This is a genomic window from uncultured Pontibacter sp. (assembly GCF_947499215.1).
In the GTDB taxonomy this organism is placed as follows: domain Bacteria; phylum Bacteroidota; class Bacteroidia; order Cytophagales; family Hymenobacteraceae; genus Pontibacter.
Window position 1 is genome coordinate 1246574 of the sequence record NZ_CANMNI010000001.1, and the last position, 19639, is coordinate 1266212.

At 51.2% G+C, this 19639-nt stretch carries 15 protein-coding genes; 6 read left to right on the top strand and 9 right to left on the bottom strand.

Annotated features, from left to right (window positions below; translation table 11 throughout):
- Positions 1-60: 60 nt before the first annotated feature.
- From Q1A04_RS05455 to Q1A04_RS05480, 6 genes are all read right to left on the bottom strand, one after another.
- Complete coding sequence (locus Q1A04_RS05455) at positions 61-1860, bottom strand: potassium transporter TrkG (RefSeq protein WP_299702293.1); 1800 nt, start codon at positions 1858-1860, stop codon at positions 61-63.
- 36 nt (positions 1861-1896) lie between these two features.
- Positions 1897-3696 carry a potassium transporter TrkG gene (locus Q1A04_RS05460; protein ID WP_299702295.1) on the bottom strand — a complete coding sequence of 600 codons (1800 nt, stop codon included), beginning with the start codon at positions 3694-3696 and terminating at the stop codon, positions 1897-1899.
- Complete coding sequence (locus tag Q1A04_RS05465) at positions 3677-4696, bottom strand: bifunctional heptose 7-phosphate kinase/heptose 1-phosphate adenyltransferase (RefSeq protein WP_299702298.1); 1020 nt, start codon at positions 4694-4696, stop codon at positions 3677-3679. Before Q1A04_RS05465 ends, Q1A04_RS05460 begins: the two co-directional genes overlap by 20 nt.
- Positions 4696-5904, bottom strand: a complete 1209-nt coding sequence (locus Q1A04_RS05470) for a pyridoxal phosphate-dependent aminotransferase (protein ID WP_299702301.1) — start codon at positions 5902-5904, stop codon at positions 4696-4698. The genes Q1A04_RS05465 and Q1A04_RS05470 overlap by 1 nt, the downstream gene beginning before the upstream one ends.
- 706 nt (positions 5905-6610) lie before the next feature.
- Positions 6611-7219 (bottom strand): recombination mediator RecR, encoded by a 609-nt coding sequence (gene recR, locus Q1A04_RS05475; RefSeq protein ID WP_299702304.1) that lies wholly within the window; start codon positions 7217-7219, stop codon positions 6611-6613.
- 11 nt (positions 7220-7230) lie between these two features.
- Complete coding sequence (locus tag Q1A04_RS05480; protein ID WP_299702307.1) at positions 7231-7512, bottom strand: ATP-dependent Clp protease adaptor ClpS; 282 nt, start codon at positions 7510-7512, stop codon at positions 7231-7233.
- A 383-nt stretch (positions 7513-7895) separates the two neighbouring features.
- On the opposite strand from Q1A04_RS05480, the gene Q1A04_RS05485 reads away from it, so the two are divergent.
- The 4 genes from Q1A04_RS05485 (at position 7896) to Q1A04_RS05500 (ending at position 13882) form a co-directional block, all read left to right on the top strand.
- The gene (locus Q1A04_RS05485) at positions 7896-8438 is read left to right on the top strand and encodes a hypothetical protein (RefSeq protein WP_299702310.1); all 543 of its coding nucleotides are present in this window, start codon (positions 7896-7898) and stop codon (positions 8436-8438) included.
- A gap of 19 nt (positions 8439-8457) precedes the next feature.
- The gene (locus Q1A04_RS05490) at positions 8458-9171 is read left to right on the top strand and encodes an endonuclease/exonuclease/phosphatase family protein (RefSeq protein WP_299702313.1); all 714 of its coding nucleotides are present in this window, start codon (positions 8458-8460) and stop codon (positions 9169-9171) included.
- 313 nt (positions 9172-9484) lie between these two features.
- On the top strand, positions 9485-12778 hold the full coding sequence (locus Q1A04_RS05495; RefSeq protein WP_299702316.1) for an amidohydrolase family protein: 3294 nt from the start codon (positions 9485-9487) through the stop codon (positions 12776-12778).
- A 246-nt stretch (positions 12779-13024) separates the two neighbouring features.
- Entirely contained in the window at positions 13025-13882 is an 858-nt protein-coding gene (locus Q1A04_RS05500) for a DUF4846 domain-containing protein (RefSeq protein ID WP_299702319.1), read from the top strand.
- A gap of 81 nt (positions 13883-13963) precedes the next feature.
- Here Q1A04_RS05500 and Q1A04_RS05505 read toward each other — a convergent pair whose 3' ends face one another.
- On the bottom strand, positions 13964-15121 hold the full coding sequence (locus Q1A04_RS05505; protein ID WP_299702322.1) for a serine hydrolase: 1158 nt from the start codon (positions 15119-15121) through the stop codon (positions 13964-13966).
- A 152-nt stretch (positions 15122-15273) separates the two neighbouring features.
- On the opposite strand from Q1A04_RS05505, the gene Q1A04_RS05510 reads away from it, so the two are divergent.
- Positions 15274-15873, top strand: a complete 600-nt coding sequence (locus tag Q1A04_RS05510; RefSeq protein WP_299702323.1) for a DsbA family oxidoreductase — start codon at positions 15274-15276, stop codon at positions 15871-15873.
- A 65-nt stretch (positions 15874-15938) separates the two neighbouring features.
- Here Q1A04_RS05510 and Q1A04_RS05515 read toward each other — a convergent pair whose 3' ends face one another.
- Positions 15939-16751 carry a TerB family tellurite resistance protein gene (locus tag Q1A04_RS05515; protein ID WP_299702324.1) on the bottom strand — a complete coding sequence of 271 codons (813 nt, stop codon included), beginning with the start codon at positions 16749-16751 and terminating at the stop codon, positions 15939-15941.
- A gap of 71 nt (positions 16752-16822) precedes the next feature.
- Positions 16823-17275 carry a MarR family transcriptional regulator gene (locus Q1A04_RS05520; RefSeq protein ID WP_299702325.1) on the bottom strand — a complete coding sequence of 151 codons (453 nt, stop codon included), beginning with the start codon at positions 17273-17275 and terminating at the stop codon, positions 16823-16825.
- Between the two features lie 213 nt (positions 17276-17488).
- Here Q1A04_RS05520 and hisC point away from each other — a divergent pair, with 213 nt between their 5' ends.
- Positions 17489-19639, top strand: coding sequence for a histidinol-phosphate transaminase (gene hisC / locus Q1A04_RS05525; RefSeq protein WP_299702326.1), 2151 nt, complete (start codon positions 17489-17491; stop codon positions 19637-19639).

Here is a 19639-nt window from a genome sequence, read left to right on the forward strand (position 1 = left end):
ACAGACCTTGTGCTTTTATAGATTTCTGAACTACTAAACACCCCAACTCCTAAACTCCGGTTATCCGACCGGCACATGCGTTTCTGGGTATTTGTAGGCAGTGGTGGTTGCCCGGGTGCTGAGAGCGAGTGCTAGCGTCAGTGTTCCTACCCTGCCCATGAACATCGAGACTATGATCACACCCTTGCCCGCATCCGAGAGGCCGGCGGTTATACCTGTGCTTAGACCCACGGTGGCAAAGGCCGATACCTGTTCAAAGGCCAATCTGAAAATATCGAATTGTGAGTCGGTGATGGTAAGGATGAACAGAAAGAGGATATTGATCATGGCAGCGAACGTAAACACTGAAAAGGCCTTATAAGACACTGAGTGCGGTATGGTACGGTTGCCAATCTCTACGTTTCGTTTGCCGCGGATAGTTGCCCACACAGACAATAGGATAATTGTGAAAGTGGTGGTTTTGATACCGCCCCCGGTAGAGCCCGGCGATGCCCCGATGAACATCAGGAAAATAAACATAAGCAAGGTAGGCACATTCAGCGCTGAGATATCGAGCGTGTTAAAGCCAGCCGTACGGGTGGTCACAGCCTGAAAAAAAGACGCAATCACGGCTTCCACAAAACTGAGTTCGGCCAGCGTATTATAGTACTCCAGTAGAAAGAAGCCCACCGTGCCCATCGTAATCAGGGCGGCTGACGTGAAAATGGTGATACGGGAGAGCAAGCGCCAATTTCTCCAAGGCCGCTCCATGCGTGCCCGCATCGACATTGGTGACAGCACATCAAGGATCGTTGGAAAACCGATGCCTCCGAATATAATCAGACCCGCCACAGTCAGGTGCATGACATAAGCGAACCGGACCGGCTCGGTATAGAGTCCTTCAGGGTATAGCGACAATCCAGCGTTACAAAAAGCCGACACCGCATGAAACACCGAGAAAAAAATCTTGCTGCCCAAGCTCTCAAACTGCGCTTCTTGTCCCCACGTCATGAAGATAATCACAGCCCCAATAGCTTCGATGGTAAGGGTCATCACGACCAGTTTGCGCAGTAGGTTTTTTGTGGAGAAAAGCGACTCGCTTTCCATGATCTCGTACATGGCTACGTGCTGCTTTATACCTACTCCCTGCCGCATGAGCGTGGCAAAGAACGTGGCAAAAGTCAGGATACCCAGACCGCCCAACTGCACGAGCATCAGCAATACCACCTGTCCTGAAAAAGTAAAATAGGTACCCGGGTCCACCACGGCCAAGCCCGTTACGCAAGAGGCGCTGGCCGCCATAAAAAGGGCGTCGATAAAGCGCATGCTGCCCGGGGTGGTAATCATGTTGGGCATCATTAACAGGCTTGCGCCTATCAAAATCAGGAACAGGAAACTGAACAAAAAGGTAATGGTGGGCTTGAACTGTAGCGTTTTAAGGTGCACACGTGTTTCCAGAAGCTCAATAACCAGCAGCACGAGCATAAAGAGCGACACCACTACCCGGTACAGTTCTACGGAAAGAGGAATGTCAATGCGATCAAAAAGAGTGTATATCAACGACTCCTGCAGACCGTAGGTACTTACCTCATTCACCAGAATAACGGCCATGAGAATCCCTTCAAACCATGTGCGCCGCAAAAATTTCTTTCGCTCGAAGGTATAGAGGATACGCAGGAGGTAGATAATAACGAATATCGTCAGGATGGCGTCGATGGCGTTGAACAGCAGCTGAATCGTTTCAGGCTTCTGCGCGATGCCGTGGGCATAAATGAGGAGCCCCACCGAAATGATGGCGAGCAGGTATGTCGTGCGCCGCATAAGGGCGTAGGCCCTAAGTTTGCTGCCGTATAATGCCCTGTTTAGCTCTTCTGTCCGCATTTAAAAACAAGTTGAAGCCTCAAAGCTACTACAAGCTTAACCAATAGCCAAATGTGTGTCCGGATACTTGTACGCGGTAGAAGTAGTCCGTGTGCTGATAGCCAGTGCCAATGTAAGTGTACCTACCCTGCCAATGTACATCGACAGAACAATCACGGTTTTGCCCACATCCGAAAGACCAGCCGTTATACCCGTACTCAGCCCCACGGTTGCAAAGGCTGATATCTGCTCGAAAGCCAATCGCACAATATCAAACTGCGCATCGGAAATAGAAAGGATAATCACAAACAATATGTTAAAACCCACAGCAAAGGTAAATACAGCAAAAGCCTTGTAAGAAGCTGAGTGCGGAATAGTGCGCTTGCCGATCTCGATGTTCCGCTTGCCCACAATCGTAGCCCACACAGACAGAATGATCACCGTGAACGTGGTCGTCTTAATACCCCCACCCATCGAACCGGGTGAGGCACCGATGAACATCAGCATCATCATGATCAACAGCATTGGAATCGACACCGCCGAAATATCTACGGTGCTAAATCCTGAAGAGCGCGTGGTCATGGACTGGAAAAAGGAAGCGATAAGTGCCTCGACAAAGCTTAGCTGCGAGAGCGTGTTGAAATACTCCAACAGGAAAAAAGTGACTGTTCCGAAAGCCAGCAAAGCAGCCGACGAATAAACCGTCACGCGGGTCATCAGTTTCCAATTACGCCAAGGCGCTGCCATACGGGCACGCATTGCTTTTGGAGAAAACACATCGATTATCGTCGGAAAACCGATTCCTCCCAAAATTACCAAGGCTGCGATAGTCAGGTGCAAGGCATAGGACGTCCGTAGCGGATTAGTATACAACCCCTCCGGGTACAAAGAGAAACCGGCATTGCAAAAACCGGATACGGCATGGAACACCGAAAAGAAAATCTTGCTGCCGAGCCCCACAAACTCCGCCTCGTTTCCCCATGTCGCAAATATGATCACAACGCCAATCGCCTCGATGGACAGCGTCATCACAATTAGTTTTTGCAAAAGGCCTTTGGTGAAAGAGATGGACTCACTCTCCATGATCTCATACATGGCCACGTGCTGCCGTATACCCAAACCCTGCCGCATCAGCATGGCAAAGAAGGTGGCAAACGTCATAACGCCCAAGCCGCCCAACTGCACCAGCACCAAAAGCACCACCTGTCCCGATAAGGTGAAATAAGTACCCGGGTCCACTACCGTCAGACCCGTGATGCAGGAAGCGCTGGTTGCCATGAACAGCGCATCGATGAAGCGCATGCCATCCGGATCATTGGTCATTTTGGGCAGCATAAACATGGCCGTTCCCAGTGCAATGAGCGTAACAAAACTCATCAGGAAAGTAACGGCCGGCTTCACCTGCAGGGTTTTGAGGTGCACTCTCGTTTCGAGTAACTCGATAACGAGCAGCATGAGCATGTAGAGCGAAACCAAAATGCGGTATACCTCTACGGAGAGCGGCATGCCAATGCCCTCAAAAATATTATAGATGATTGGGAAGTTGAACAGGTAAGTACCGACGTGGTTGACCAGAATGATGGCCATCAGGATACCCTCAAACCACGTGCGCCGCAGGAACTTGACCCGCTCAAAACCATATAGGATACGCAACAGGTATATCACGACAAAGACCCCGAGGATCGCGTCAATGGCGTAGAAAATAAGCTGAATGGTATCCATGTCGGTCACTACACCGTGAGCATACAGCAGCAAGCCTATCGCTACGATCGTGAGCGTATAGGTGGTGCGGCGCATCAGCATGTATGCCCGCAACTTGCTGCCGTACAGCAGCCTGTTAAGCTGTTCGGTGTTCATGGGTTTCGTACAGCCTGTTCTCTTTTGCTTCTTGGAACAGGCGGTCTCTGTCGACAGGCACCACGCCTACCTGTTCGCACACCAGTCCGCCGCCCAGATTGCTCAGGCCGGCCAAAAACGGCAGCGATGTTTTCAGCGCCATACACAGCGCCGCAATGCTGATCACGGTATCGCCGGCACCCGACACGTCGGAAATGGAACGGCGGTGCGCCGGTATGTAAGTTTTCTCCTCGCCATTGGCCACAAACACGCCACGTTCCGAAAGCGTCACCAATACTTGCTTGGTGGTTAATTTAGCTTGCAATTGCGATACTGCATCCTCAAAAGCATGCAAGTTCTCGTCTGCAAAGTCTACTTTCAGGCCTTCTTTAAGTTCTTTCAGGTTGGGTTTGAAAAGCGTGCAGCCTTTGTAACTCAAGAAGTTTTTCTTCTTCGGATCCACCACCGTAGGTATACCGCGCTCGTTGGCTAGCGCGATAAAACGGGCAATGTTCTGCTCCGAGAACACCCCTTTGTCGTAGTCCTCGAACACGACCACATCAGCACGGTCGAGCAGTTTCAGGTAATGCTCCTCTAAGTGGCGCTCTTCGTAGTCAGCCAAATTGTGCTCAATCTCAGCATCCACGCGCAGCAGTTGCTGACCACCGGCTATGATGCGGTGCTTGATGGTTGTTACCCGCTCCGGGCTCTGCACAATGCCCTCAGTGGAGAGATCGCGCTCTTCCATCAGGCGCAGGAAATCGCCTCCGTCCGGATCATCCCCAATGACAGAGCAAAGCAGTGGCGTCGCGCCCATTGCCTGTACGTTCAGGGCCACGTTGGCGGCACCGCCCAGACGCTTTTCGCGCTTCACCACGTTCACGATCGGCACGGGTGCTTCCGGCGAAATGCGTGTCGACTTGCCCCACAGGTAGGAGTCAATCATCACGTCGCCCACGATGAGCACGGTTAGCCTGTCAAAGGCACTGAAAATATCTTCTAAATTGGTATGCTGATTCATTACTGCAATTTGGCGAGGCTCTCCTTGATGCGGCGGAGGGCCTCGATTAATTTATCGTCGGATGTGGCATAAGAGAAACGGATACACTGCGGTGCGCCAAAAGCCTCACCACTCACCAGCGCCACATGGGCGTCGGTAAGCAGGTATAGGCTTAGGTCGAGGGCGCTGCTAATGATATTGCCGTTGCAGCTCTTACCGAAGTAGTAGCTCACATCCGGGAAAATATAAAATGCACCGGTAGGCACGTTGGTTTTGAAACCCGGAATATCCTGCATGATTTCCAGCACGAGGTCACGGCGACGGCGGTAAGCGTCGCGCATTTCCAAGGCCGATTCATTTCCACCCAACAGGGCCGCATGGGCCGCTTTCTGGGCGATGGAGCAGGTACCGGACGTGATCTGGCTCTGCATTTTCTCGCAAGCGATAGCAATGTCTTTGTGAGCCGCAATGTAGCCCACACGCCAGCCTGTCATAGCATAGCCTTTCGAGAAGCCGTTCACGGTAATCACGCGGTCTTTGATAAAGTCGAAGCCGGCCATGCTGGCGTGCTTACCCCCGAAATTGATGTACTCGTAGATCTCGTCGGCGATGATGTATACCTGCGGATGCTTCTCGAGCACTCGGGCGATCGCCAGTAGCTCGTCCTCGTCGAATACTGAACCAGTCGGGTTGCAAGGCGAAGAGTACATCACCACTTTGGTGTTGGACGTGATCGCGTTCTCGAGTTGCTCCGGCGTTACTTTAAAGTCATTCTCCAAACGGCCTTGCAGTGGCACCGGTATACCTTCGGCTAGTTTCACAATCTCCTCATACGACACCCAGTAAGGCGAAAAGATGATCACCTCGTCCCCCGGATTCACCAGACACATCACCGCATTGGCAATGGATTGCTTGGCCCCCGTCGACACCACGATGTTCTCCGGACCATAATCCAAGTTGTTGTCGCGCTTAAACTTATCGGCAATAGCCTGACGAAGCGCCGGAAAGCCCGGTACTGGGGTATAAAAGGTAAAGCCGTCATCAATGGCCTGTTTCGCAGCGTCTTTGATGTACTGTGGCGTCTGGAAATCCGGCTCCCCGAAGCTCAGGTTGATGATATCGAATCCCTGTGCGGCGAGTTCACGGCCTTTTTTGGCCATCGCGATGGTCTGCGACTCCGACAGCGCCATGATTCTGTCTGAAAGTATGTGGGATGCTATGTTCTGCATGCTTGTTCTGAATTAAGCTCCAAAGTTAATATAATGCAAGAGAAAACCAGTGAAATGGGGGTTGTTTATGGCGCGAGCGTCCACGCTCGTGTCTCCTATGGTGGGGCCTCTGCCCCAGTTTAGTGACCCCATCCCAACCTTCCCCTTTTGTCGAGGGCCCCTGCCCCCAAAACAGGGGAGGGAGTTTGTGCACGATTGACATCCCCCTGCCCCTCCCGAATCAAGTCAGGGATCTTCGACTTCAAAGGGGGAACTGTCTGCCGATGCCCGTGTCAACTGTTTTAATGTTCCATAGTTACAGATTATACAATGCAGTATTGGGTCAAACCACCCCTGCCCCTCCTTGTCCAAGGAGGGGAGCTTTGGCCGTTGCCATTTGACAAGTTTAAGCCTTGTCGTACGTGCTTTAGATTTAAACAATACTGGCACGCTTTGGAAGACTAACTTGCACCAGAGCAATGAAACAGACCGCACCAGCCAAGTGCACTAAATGACTACCCACTGTTTGAGCGTTCAGCGAGTTTGGGGAGTCTTGATTTTTTTGCTTACTTTTTTCATCAAGGAAAAAAGTAAGTGCCCGCCGCACAGGCGAAGCTATAAAACAAAGCTAGTTGCTATACCAATAACAGCATAAGCTACAATGCAACAAAAACAGAAAAGGACATGCTTTCGCATGTCCTTTCCCAGCTATTACAAGCCGCAAGTTTTAGTTCTTACCGTAAGAAGTGCGCTCTACAATGCTGCGCCCCAGCGTAATTTCATCCGTATACTCCAGCTCACCCCCTACCGGCACACCACGGGCGATGGTGGTGATGCGCACGTTGTGGTCGCGGAGTTTGCGGGTCAGGTAAAAGGCAGTAGTGTCGCCTTCCATAGTCGGGCTGATCGCCAGCAGAATCTCTTTTACTTCGGAGTTCGGCAGACGCTCCAGCAAAGAATCGATGTGCAGGTCCGATGGGCCCACGCCTTCGATGGGTGAAATCACACCACCCAACACATGGTACAGACCTTTGAACTGAGAGGTATTCTCGATCGCGATCACATCCCGGATATCGCTCACCACACATAGCAGGCTGCGGTCGCGCAATGGGTTCAGGCAAATCCCGCATACCTCGGTGTCCGAAATGTTATGACATTCCTTGCAGTGCTTCACCTCGGTGCGCATTTTCACGAGCGCCTCGGCCAGCAGGAACGTCTCTTCAGACTCCTCTTTGAGCAGATGCAGCGCCAACCGCAGGGCCGTCTTGCGCCCTACGCCCGGGAGCTTTGCCAACTCCTCAACGGCGTTTTCAATCAGTTTAGAAGGAAATTCCATTCAACCTCCCGCTACTCGATGTTGGCCGACAGGTCTTTGTCGTGAAGGGCGGTGCACATACTTGCCAGCTCTTCGTAAGACCCTACCTTCACGGTGCACTTGCCTTTGTAGTGGATCAGCAAGGTGCATTGCTCCGCCTGTTCCGCCGAGTGGCCGCACACCTTGATCAGCGTTGCGATCACGTGGTCAAATGTATTTACGTCGTCGTTATACACAATCAGGTTATGCAGATCGGTGCTCTCTTCGAGCAGAGCCACATCTTCCTGATGTAAAATTTCAGTCTCAATATTCATAGTGCAAAATTACGAATTTTTATGGAGCTACGGAAGCGGAAATCACTATAAAACAGCGCTCCCGGAAAGCTCCGCTCAATCAAAAAAGGTATAGGTTAAAACAATCTGAAGTTGAGGTTAATTCCTGTGCGTGTGATTATTTCAGGCACAGCAGGAGAAATTTGATTGAAGAAATTCTCCCCTTGAGGACAAGTGAGAATGAGAGTTCGAAACTTGCGAGCGAAGTTCTTAGAGGGATGTAAAAAATTAGCAGATAGCTTTTGATACTGGCAACACCCCTATGGTCCCCTAAAGGGGACAGTTTCTAATTACACTTAGCAGCCCTCCTATCTTGAACAGCACACCCATTTTACTTAACTTTACAGATATAGCCTAAATACCTTATGCCCACCGTCTCCACTGGTTTTAAACAAGCTGTTAAGCAGCTGAGCGATAAAGAAAAGGAAGCCATCATCATCAAAGCCGCCCGCCGCGACGGGGAGCTGTATGAATTACTGGCAATCGAGCTGGGCGAACTCACGCCGGAAGAGGCCTATGAGCAGACGGCCGAGAAAATCCACGAGCTGATGATCAGCACCTCCGGCCGCTACCTAGGCAGAGCCCTGACCAAGTCGTTGCGCAAGTCGGCCAAGGAGATTGCCCGTTTCAAGCGCGTTACCAAAGACGTAAAACTGGAAACAGACCTGCACTTATACCTGTTGCGACTGATCTTCGACAACTTCACCGGCCAGTTCGACAGTTACTACAAAGCCTTCTACACCGCCACGGCCCGCCTCCTGCAGCGCACCATCCAGCTTATCCGCAAGAATCTGCACGAAGACTACCACCTCGAGTACAAAGACGAACTCGACAATTTCCTGCAGCAGATCCACAGCCGCAATAAGCCGCTGAGTTTTGACTTGCCGGGGAGTTTTGAAGTGGAGTAAGGGTAAATAGACTGAAGCAATGAAGATCGTAACTTGGAACTGCAATGGTGCTTTAAGGAATAAATTTGAACATTTATTGGACTTCGAGGCTGACATTTACATCATTCAAGAGTGCGAGGATCCAGCTCTGTCCCGTCATCAGGAGTACACGGCTTGGGCAAAAAATCATCTTTGGCTCGGCAGCACGAAGAACAAAGGGCTCGGCATTTTCGCAGCTGAGCACATAAAAATTGAGCCGCTGGATTGGAGTAATACTTATCAAGATCATACAGTTAAGTACTTTTCACCATGCATGATTAATGATACGTTCCAGCTACTTGGTGTTTGGACGCACCAGAATAATTCTCCGAACTTCGGCTATATTGGTCAGTTGTGGAAGTACCTTCAGGTGAACAAACAACACCTCAAGCAAACTCTGGTTGCCGGCGATTTTAACAGCAATACCATTTGGGATCAGTGGGACCGATGGTGGAATCACTCTGATGTAGTAAAAGAATTGGAGGAATTAGGTATAAGAAGCTTGTATCATCTACACTACAAAGAAGAACAAGGCAGAGAGTCTATACCTACTTTCTACTTTCATAGAAAACCGGAAAGGCCTTATCATATCGACTATATATTTGGTAGTCAGGAGTTCTCTGATAGGCTGACTAAGTTTAAGATTGGAGATATTGAGCAATGGTTGAAGATTAGCGATCACTTGCCTGTTAGTTGTGAGTTTGAGTTGAATTGAAGTTAATTTATCTGTAGGGACAGGTCGCGACCTGTCCGAATCGTGCACAGGTATATATTGCTTGAATCTTGATATAGGGGGCCTACCCCACGAATGACGGGGATTAAAAAGGATTGGGTCTTCCGAACTCCATACCTTCTGTTTCAGCGCACAGCCATCGCGCGGACAGGTCACGACCTGTCCCTACAGAACCGCCTTCACTCCAATCACCCCTCCTATATTATCAATCCTCACCATGCTATTTAAACCTTTTCTGATTTCTCCCCTCAAATCATTAAATTTGAGAATCTAAACTAACCGAATTCACCCTGTCATGAAGAAGCATACCTATCTGAGTATGTTCCTAGCGGCGGCGCTTGCCTTACCTTTGGGCACAGCCACGGCGCAGGACAAAAAAGACAATAAGTGGAACGTGGAAGAAGCCCGCGGACCGCAAAAAGAAATTACCGTAACAACCGACGAAGGCACTTGGATGAGCTTGGACGTGAGTCCGGATGGCAAAGAGATCGTGTTCGACATGCTTGGCGACATCTATAGCATGCCCATTTCCGGTGGCAAAGCCAAGTTGCTCCGCAGCGGCCGCGCCTACGAAGTGCAGCCACGTTTCAGTCCCGATGGCAAGTTCATCTCCTTCACTTCCGATGCAGGTGGCGGCGACAACATTTGGGTGATGAAGCGCGACGGCTCCGACGCTAAGCAGATCACTAAAGAGAACTTCCGCTTGCTGAATAACGCCGTTTGGACGCCAGACGGTGAGTACCTGATCGCGCGTAAGCACTTCACGGCCTCCCGTTCGCTGGGTGCCGGTGAAATGTGGATGTACCACCGCTCAGGCGGAAGCGGCGTGCAACTGACTAAGCGCAAAAATGATCAGCAGGATGCCGGCGAGCCGATGGTATCGCCTGACGGCAAGTATGTGTACTTCTCCGAAGACATGAGCGGCGGCACTACCTTTGAGTACAACAAAGACCCGAATAGCCAGATTTACGTGATTCGTCGTGTGGACCGTAACACGGGCGAAATTGAAAACGTGATCACAGGAAACGGTGGTTCTGTTCGTCCGGTTATCTCCCGCGATGGCAAGCACATTGCCTTCGTGCGCCGCGTGCGTACCAAGTCGGTGCTTTTCATCCACGACCTGAAAACAGGCGAGCAGTGGCCGATCTACGACCAACTAAGCAACGACCAGCAGGAAGCTTGGGCGATCTTTGGGGTATACCCTAACTTCGCATGGACGCCTGACAACAAGAGCCTTGTGTTCTGGGCAGGCGGCAAAATCAACAAGATCGATGTAGCCAGCCAGAAAGTAACCAACATACCTTTCGAAGCGACCGCCACGCACCACATCGCCGAAGCCGTGCGCCACGACTTCAGCAAGGAAGGCGTATCACCGGCACAGTTCGCTGCCAAGGCCATTCGCCACGCCGTGACTTCGCCTGACGGAAAGTTACTTGTGTTCAACGCAGCGGGTCATATTTACAAAAAAGAACTGCCAAACGGTAAGCCGGAGCGCGTGACCAATGGCAAGGATTTCGAATTCTACCCGGCTTTCTCGCCAGACGGTAAGACGCTGGTATTCTCTACCTGGGATGATGAAAACCTAGGTGCGCTCGTGAAAGTGGACATCCGCAAGAAAAACGCCAAGCCAACAAAACTAACTTCTGAGAAAGGTTTCTATACCAATGCCTCCTTCTCACCGAACGGCAAGCTGATCTTGTATAGCAAAGACGGCGGCAACAACCACATGGGCTACGCACACGGCAACGAGCGCGGCACCTACTACATGACTGCAGACGGCAAAAACCCGAAGCTGATACAGAAGAATGGTTTCAACCCACTGTTCAATGCTTCGTCTGACCGTATTTTCTTCACGGCAGGCGGCGGCGGTAAGTATACCTTCAAGAGCGTAAACCTGAACGGCAACGATGAGCGCACACACTATACCTCTACCTATACCGACCAGTTCTACCCAAGCCCGGACAACAAGTGGCTGGCCTTTGTGGAGCTGTTCAACGGCTACGTGGTGCCTTTCTCGGCCAACGGGGCAGGTATGGAACTGAGCGCTGAAACGAAAGCCGTACCTGTGGCCCGTTTCACCAAAGACGCCGGTACGAGCGTGCACTGGTCAGGCGACAGCAAGAAAGTAAACTGGGTACTGGGTGATGAGTATTTCTCCAACGACCTGAAAGATCGTTTTGCCTTCTTGGAAGGTGCACCGGAGAAATTGCCTGCCATCGACACGACAGGTATAAAGATCGGCTTGGAGTTCAAGACAGACGCCCCACAAGGCAAAGTAGCTTTCACCAACGCCCGTATCATCACGATGAAAGGCGATGAAGTGATTGAAGGCGGTACGATTGTAGTAGACGGCAACCGAATTGTGTCGGTAGGCAAGGGTATAGCCGTGCCGAAAGACGCGAAAGTGATTGACGCCAGCGGCAAAACCATTATGCCGGGTCTGGTAGACGTACACGCGCACTTGGGCACGTTCCGCAACGGCATGAGCCCGAAACAGCAGTGGTCCTACCTAGCCAACTTGGCTTATGGTGTAACGACAACGCACGACCCCTCTTCTACAACGGAGATGGTGTTCAGCCAATCAGAAGCAGTAAAGGCAGGCCACATGGTAGGCCCGCGCATCTACTCTACGGGCACGATTCTGTACGGAGCCGATGGCAACTTTAAAGCTGTGGTCAACAGCCTTGACGATGCCCGTTCGCACCTGCGCCGCATTCAGGCTGCCGGTGGTTTCTCGGTGAAGAGCTATAACCAGCCACGCCGTGAGCAGCGCCAGCAGATTATTCAGGCGGCCCGCGAACTCGACATGACCGTTGTACCGGAAGGCGGCTCGACCTTCTTCCACAACATGAGCATGATCCTCGACGGTCACTCCGGCATTGAGCACAACATCCCGATTGCCCCGCTTTACAAAGACGTGGTGGAAGTATGGAAAGCCTCGAACACGGGCTATACTCCTACCCTGATTGTGAACTACGGCGCGACGAGTGGCGAGTACTACTGGTACCAGAACACCAAGGTATGGGAGAAAGAAAGACTCCTTAAGTTCACGCCTCGTTCTGTGATCGACGGTCGCTCACGTTTTGTGATGCAGGTGCCGGACGAAGAATATAAGAACGGATACTTCAAAACTTCCGAAGCCTGCAAGGCCCTGACCGACGCCGGCGTAAAAGTGAACCTTGGTGCACACGGACAGCTGCAAGGTCTCGGTGCTCACTGGGAACTATGGATGCTGCAGCAAGGCGGTATGACCAACCTCGAAGCCCTGCGCGCTGCCACCCTGAACGGTGCTGAGTACTTGGGTATGGGCAAAGAGTTGGGCTCACTGGAGACTGGCAAATTGGCCGACCTGATCGTGCTGGACCAGAACCCACTGGAGAACATCCAGAACTCGGAGCACGTGCGCTACACCATGGTAAACGGCCGTCTGTTCGATGCCGCTACAATGAATGAAGTAGGCAATTACGAGCGCAAGCCGGGCAGATTCTGGTGGGAAAACAACAAGTACGCTTCCTCATTCGACTGGCACGAAGGTACTGATACCCGCACGGAAGGTATTGCAGGTGAGAACTGTACTTGTCGTCACTAAGACTTACAAGTATAAGTTGAAAAGAAACGAGCCGACTCAATTGAGTCGGCTTGTTTTGTTTTTACAGGTATAGGTGGTAGGTATGGTGCGAGCGTTCTCGCTCGTGACTACTATCGTGGGGCCTCTGGCCTCTTTAAAGGGACTACTCTCTATCCTAATAGCATACCCAACAATAATCTACAAGTATGAATTGCTTGCAAATCAAGAATTAACTATTAATTTAGTTTGAAACTTAAGCACTGTCCCATGCCGCTATACCTATACAGTATTCTCGTCGTCATGCTCACCTCTTGCAGTTCAAAAGCGGAACAGGTCGCAGTTTATATTCCTGAAAGTATAGCCAAAACTGAAGTGCTGCTCAACCCTGCAGGCGAGACAATAGCGGAAAGATTCCTGCCTCCAAAAGGGTATATAAGAATAACAACTTCCGAGAACAGCTTCGGAGCCTATCTCCAGCACTTCAAGTTGAAACCACATGGCGCACAGGTGCATTACTACAACGGGGCAGTTAAGCCCAATGATAATATTTATGATGCCGTGCTCGACATAGATGTCGGTAAACGGGACCTGCAACAATGCGCCGATGCGGTGATGCGCTTACGGGCAGAGTATTTGTATGGCCAGAAACAGTATGACGCCATTCACTTCAACTTCACGAGCGGCTTTCGGGCTGACTACAGCAAATGGCAGCAGGGCTACAGAATAAATGTAAAAGGAAATGATTGCTCTTGGGTGAAAAAAACCGCTCCCTCCACTGCCTATGCTTCTTTTAAGGATTACCTACAAGTAGTGTTTACCTATGCTGGCACCTTATCGCTTGAGAAAGAAATGAAAGCTGTCTCTTTAAAGGACATGCAAATTGGTGACGTATTTATTAAAGGCGGGAGTCCCGGCCATGCTGTAATCGTGGTAGACATGGCTGTCAATGAGCAAACAGGAGAAAAGCTATTCCTGCTTGCACAAAGTTATATGCCGGCGCAGGAGATCCAGATCCTGAAGAACCCTATGAATGCAGGTATAAGCCCTTGGTACAGCACGAATTTCAGCGGCCCCCTTTTCACCCCCGAATGGACTTTCCAGCGAAGCCATTTGAAGCGGTTTTAAGGTATAGATATGGCGCAAGCGCCATATCTATACCTTCTCACGAGGCAAGACAACAATCAACAATTAGCAGTTAGCAATCCCTTACTCCTTCACCGCTGCCAGCACCCGTTTAATTAACTCATCGGGATTGCCATTATGCCAGCGCCACACGATTACGATATCATGCTCGGGATCTACCCAGATCGTATTTTGTCCAGCACCTAAAGCAGCGTAGCTGGTAGTAGGCGCGCTTGGCCAAGCTTTACCTTCGGTGTTCAGCCACCACAAGTAGCCATAGTCTGGACCAACGGGGCCTCTTACAGTTGTTGCTTCTTTCACCCAATCTTCAGACACAATCTGCTTGTCCTTCCAGCGGCCGTTGCGCAGGAAGAGGTAGCCGAAACGGGCCTCGTCGCGGGCGCTGATCCAGAGGCCACCGCCCCAGCGGGTGCCGCCACTCACCGATGGCATCCGCTTGCCATCTATCTCCACATAAGAATTGCGGTATGGTACATATTGCCACGTATTAGAAGCGTCAATCGGGTCCATCACTTCATCTTTGAACACTTCCGGCAGTGGCTTTTTCCACAAACGCAGCATAGACAAGGCGAAGCGGTTGATGCGCACGTCGTTGTATTCATAGAAAGTACCCGGTTCCTGCAGTTCACGCGGTTTGCGCTCGCCGCGACCATACTCTTCCTTGCCTACAAAGTCGTGCTTCTTGCCCCACAGTTCTCCCTCCCATTCGCTGGTTTGGCGTGCATGATGCTCCCAAGTCACCTTGCGGTTTTGCTCCGAGTCATAGCCGCCGTCCTGCACATAATTCGCCACTGGATCTTTAACGTCTTTGATCATACCGCGGTCGATGGTTATACCTAATATCGTAGAGAGCACACTTTTTGCCACACTGTAAGTTGGATCCACGCGCTCGGTCCCACCCCACTCGGCCACGATGTAACCGTTTTTGAGAATGATGCCATTGGTGCTGGCACGGTCATTGGGTATAGGGCCGAGCATTTTGCCGAAAATCTCCTCTTGTGTGGAGAAGTCCTTTGGCATCTGGGTAGTTTCCTGTTGCTTGGCCCACACTACTGCCTCCTGCAAGAGGGCAGCGTCCATGCCTAGTTCTTCAGGCTTTTTTGCTTCCCAGTTATCACCTTTGCCGGGGTAGTAAACTTTGGCTTCGGTTGTTTGTGTTTGTGTAGTAGTCGGCTGCTGTGGTTGCTGCTGGCAAGCCACAAGAGCAAGTGCTAGTGCCAACTGTATCAATCTGCTTTTAAACATCATCTCCAGTTTATTGAAAGTGCTCCCTAAAACTACACAAAAGAGGTCGACATCTGCTAGTTCACTTTCCTATTCTTAAACAAAAGCACTGGCACGCCGGTAGAATGAATTCTAGATACCGTAAAACCATGCTACAGATAAAAGTTTACTCCGATTACGTTTGCCCTTACTGCTTCTTTGGGGAGCAAGTACTTGAGAAGGCGCTCGAAGGGATGGAAGAGCAGGTACAGGTGGAGTGGATGCCTTTTGAGCTACGCCCTCAACCTACACCGACCCTAAAGCCGGAAGGTGAATACCTGCAATCGACTTGGGAAAACTCCGTCTACCCGATGGGCAAGCAGTTGGGTATCGATATTGTATTGCCTAAAGTATCGCCACAGCCCTACACGCACCTGTCCTTCGAAGGCTATCAGTATGCCAAAGAGCAGGGAAAAGGCGAAGCGTATACCCATCGCATGTTCACGGCCTTCTTTCAGGAAGAGAAGAATATCGGAGACATAGAAGTGCTGACAAAACTAGCGGGTGAAATTGGTTTGAATGAACAGGAGTTCCGAAAAGCGCTGGAGTCGCGCAGGTATAAGGAGACACATCAGCAGGCTTTGCGCCATGCGAATCAAGAGATCGGTATACAGGCTGTCCCCACTTTTATAATTGGCAACAAAATGGTGCGGGGGCTACTGCGCGAGGAAGATATGCGACGACTTATAAAACAAGAGCTGGAAACATAAATGCTTCCAGCTCTTCTCCTAGTTTATTCTTGACACAAGGTGAGCGATATGTCCTTGCGCTATACCTACCAACTGGTGCCGCCTCCTCGCTTGTTACCGCCGAGCAGTCCGCCCAACAATCCACCAAGTCCGCCGGAGCCCATACTGCCGTAGCGATTTCTGCCGTTGAGCCCACCTAGTACCGAGGCCATAGAGCCTAAGCCGCTGCTGGAGCGGCGTCCGCCACCCATCAATCCGCCACGGCCCGTCATCATGCCGCCGAGCAGGCCACCTAACAGCCCGCCGCCCATACCTCCCATCATACCGCCACGGCGTCTGCCACCGCCCATCATACGAGCCAACACCAGCGGTGCTGCTATACCCAATATACCCTGCACCATTTGAGGTGAAATACCTGCATTTTTAAACATATCCCCGAAGCCATTTTTGCTCATAAAAGACTGTGAAGTGGGATCCTCACCATGCTTCTGCGCCTCGTCTGCTTTGTCAACAAACTGCTCCAGCAGGCTGTACTGCTTCTGATCCACCCCAAGGTAGTTTGCCATCTCCTGAATGCGTTTCTGCTCCTCTTGGCTATACTCGCCGTCAGCCTTGGCAAAGCTGATGATATCGGTAATGAAGGAAAAGCGCAATTGGCTCTTTTTGAGCACGTCCAGCACCCGCTGCACACTGATCTGCGTTGGATTTTTGGCAATAGAGAGCACCTCCTGCTCCACGTTCTCCGGCATCTCGGCGGCTTCACTTAGCACCCTCAGAAACTCCAGTTCTTCTTCGGAGGCGTGTCCGTCAGCAGAGGCTACCGAAGCAAGGGCAGCTAGGTAAGCCCCCTTTTCTTCCATCGTATAGTCTTTCAATAAGGTCGTTTGTTCTTGTTCCATAGCTTTTAGTTAAAGTTTGTCCTGTTTAAACGAACTGTAACTGAAGCGGGTTAGCTAAAACGGAACATTGTCTACTCGCGAATCAGATCCAAGGTATCGCTGAACTGATGGGCCTCCTGTTCGGTCATGGCCTTGAAGGTGTCTTCTTCAAGTTGCTGCATGAGCGGATCCAGCGTTTCTAGTAATTCGAGCCCTTTTTCTGTGATCGTGATCTCTACTTTTCGGCGGTTTTCGGCACATAGCTCTCTTGTTACGAGCCCCTTTAGGCGCAGCTTTTCGACTAAGCGGGTGGCATTGCTCATGCGGTTGAGCATGCGCTCCTGTATGGTGTACAGATTGATGGCATTGCCTTGCTGCCCACGCAGAATGCGTAGCACATTGTACTGCTGGGACGAAATATCATAGGGCTTCAGTAGATTGTCAACACGCGCCATGAGCCACTCTCCGGTAAACATCAGGTTCAGGGCCGCTTTTTGATAGCCGCTTCTGAACTTCGGCATTTTAATTTCTTCTTCTAATTTCATGAGGCGGGCATTTATATCATCAAGTAATTATTCCGGAGCAACAGTTGTATATACAACGCATTGAGGACTTTAGTTTTTGGATCCCCAAGATACAGGAATTATAGAGATTATTTAGGATGATGTTTCTTAGCCTTGACAGTATGAAAGCTTCTTTATTACATTTTGAAATTACTATATTGCAAGCGCAATACCACTGTTCCACCCCCCACTACTATGAAAAACAACCCCTATTACGCTGCCTCAAATGAAAATCTGTTTGGCGCCTCCCCTCAGGTGCAGATAGCGTTACAACGGGCACTTGCACAAGTAAACAGCTACCCACAACCAGATGCCGCTGACTTACGCCATGCCTTGGCAAGCAAACTAGGGGTTCATCCTGAGCAGTTAGTTATTGGAAACGGGTCGGCAGAACTTATCTCGCTGCTCGTGCGACGCTTTTGTGGTTACAGCAAAACAGGAGAAGTGCTAGCGCTGTATCCCTCCTACCCTCTTTACCGACAAGAAGCAGTGGCACTGCAGATTCCCTTTAAGGAGGCACCCCTCACAAGTGGCTACAGGATTGACAAGGAGGCGATTCTTCGGCAGGTAAATGCTGCGACCCGCTTGCTATTTCTGTGCAACCCCAATAACCCGACTGGCACTTATCTGTCTCAGGATGAGCTGACCCAGTTACTCGACGAACTGCCTCCCCATGTGGTGGTTGTGGTAGACGAAGCCTATATTGAGTATGCCACCGCGCCAGACTGCGCAAACGCCCTTTCGCTACTACCCAGTTTTCCCAATCTGGTAGTGCTGCGAACATTCTCTAAAGCCTATGGACTCGCCTCAGTGCGTATTGGCTATATGATAGCCCAGCGCAGCCTCATCCAACAGGTGCTGGAGGTAAAGCAGCCTTACAACGTAAACCAACTGGCACAGGTAGCGGCCATGGCTGCGCTGGAAGACGAGCAATTTCTGGCGAAGACCGTGAAAGACACGCAGGTCGGCAAAGCAGAGTTAACCGCCGGAATGCAGCAGGTAGGCGTACAGTACTGGCCTTCGCAAGGCAATTTCCTGTTGCTTGATGCCGGCATCGGTGCTGAAAAGGTATACGATTACCTCCTGGCAAACAATATAACCGTGCGCCGCACCGACGACAACTATACCCTGCGCCTCACCATTGGCCCAGAAGAACATCAGCTATACCTGCTAAGTATGCTGCAAGCCTTGCTGCACCCGGAAAACCTGTATCCGCAGCACCCACTCTTGGCACAGGTACTTGAAGTAGGTTATAGCTTACCCAGTCTCTCGGCTGAGGCTACGCAACAAGCCATCAACGATCTGTCAGCTAAGGCGGCATCACAGCGCGATGCACAAGGCCGTGTCGCACTTGCTTATGCCCGTGCCTTTGCAGCCCGAAGCCTGCAGAACACCGCCAATGCCGGCAACCTCTATGCTTCTTCCTTGGGCGTGATGGATATGATATCGGCGTTTAACGTGCTGGTGACGGCAACTCCGCTTGTAACTTTTGGGCACCGATTCGCCAATCACAGCATACTAACTGCCATAGCCGGAAAAACAGAGGTTTATCTGCTCGATTTGGGAATAGGAAGCGGCCTGCAGTGGTTTCACCTGATGGAGCTGCTGGCAGCGCTACCCGGAGAAAAGCCGACTCTCCATCTGACAGCTATAGACATACCAGATAATACATCGTCAAACCCACTGCAAAAGCTACAGGAAACAGGAGAGCGCCTGTCCTTGCATGCCCAACAGCTCGGCCTCGCCTTTAGCTACACCTGCATCGGTACCCGACTGGAGGACTTTGATTTAACTTCATTGTCCATCTCGCCTACGCAAACACTGGTGGTTAATGCCGCCCTCACGCTGCACCACTTGGCTGACGAACTGGTGTCTCAGCCAGACCAGCGCGACCGTGTACTGCAACAGATCAGCGCTTTGAGCCCAGCGGTCTTTTCCCTCACCGAACCCGACTCAGAGCACAACCGCCTCAACTTTCTGCCGCGTCTGCGCGAGTCGCTGCGCCACTACCACACCGTGTTTGACGTGCTGGACGCACTCCTGCCACCTGATATGCCGGAGCGCCGCATTATTGAGCAGGAGTTTTTCGGAAGGGAGATTATGAACGTGGTGGCATGCGAGGGCAATGGACGTGTAGAGCGGCACGAGCGTGACGAGGCATGGCAACGCCGATTGGTCCGCAACGGATTCAAACCAGCCCCGCAGCAGGACATCGGACTCGAGCTGGCACAGGAACTGGCTCTGCACCCGAGTTTCAGCCTCGTACCGAACGGCGCCGGTTATACCCTGCACTGGAAAGGCACCACCATCATCTCCTCCACAGCTTGGGTCACGCTACAGGAATAG